Annotated in this window: 1 pseudogene; it reads left to right on the top strand. The window is 48.9% G+C overall.

Annotation, left to right across the window (positions count from 1 at the left end):
- A pseudogene (locus tag ACYVQZ_RS09995) lies at positions 1-1,093 on the top strand (hypothetical protein); the annotation flags it as partial.

Below are 1,093 nucleotides of genomic sequence, written 5' to 3'. Positions count from 1 at the left end.
GTGACAGGCACCACTGGTCAAACAATTCAAGTGACAGTGCCAACGAAACCAGGCTACACAGCTGCTCCTACAACTGTGCCAGCCACAGTTAACCCAGATGGAACGATTACGACAACTGAAAAGGTTACCTATACGCCGGAGACTCATGACTATAGCATTACACCTGTTGATGCAGATGGAAATTCAGTACCAGGTTCAGTAACGACACCAGAAACCGGCAAAACGGATGCACCAATTGATTCAACGACGTTCCCAACAGTGCCAGGCTACACACCACAAGACGGTCAAAATGTGACTGTACCAACTGGTGACACGCCGGTTAACATCGTTTATGTACCAAACAAGGTCACGACAGATGTCACCATTGACACTAATGACGGACCAAAGACTGTCACTGGCGTGACAGGCACCACTGGGCAAACAATCCAAGTGACAGTGCCAACGAAACCAGGCTACACAGCCGCTCCTACAACTGTGCCAGCCACAGTTAACCCAGATGGAACGATTACGACAACTGAAAAGGTTACCTATACGCCGGAGACTCATGACTATAGCATTACACCTGTTGATGCAGATGGAAATCCAGTACCAGGTTCAGTAACGACACCGGAAACCGGCAAAACGGATGCACCAATTGATTCAACGACGTTCCCAACAGTGCCAGGCTACACACCACAAGACGGTCAAGATGTGACTGTACCAACTGGTGACACGCCGGTTAACATCGTTTATGTACCAAACAAGGTCACGGCAGATGTCACTATTGACACTAATGACGGACCAAAGACTGTCACTGGCGTGACAGGCACCACTGGTCAAACAATTCAAGTGACAGTGCCAACGAAACCAGGCTACACAGCTGCTCCTACAACTGTGCCAGCCACAGTTAACCCAGATGGAACGATTACGACAACTGAAAAGGTTAACTACACGCCAGATACCCATCCTTATAGCATCACACCTGTCGATGCAGATGGAAATCCAGTACCAGGTTCAGTAACGACACCAGAAACCGGCAAAACGGATGCGCCAATTGATTCAACGACGTTCCCAGCAGTGCCAGGTTACACACCACAAGAAGGTCAAAATGTGA

The sequence above is a fragment of the Paucilactobacillus salsurae genome (genome assembly GCF_054784995.1).
This window is presented reverse-complemented; position numbering and strand designations above follow the sequence as displayed.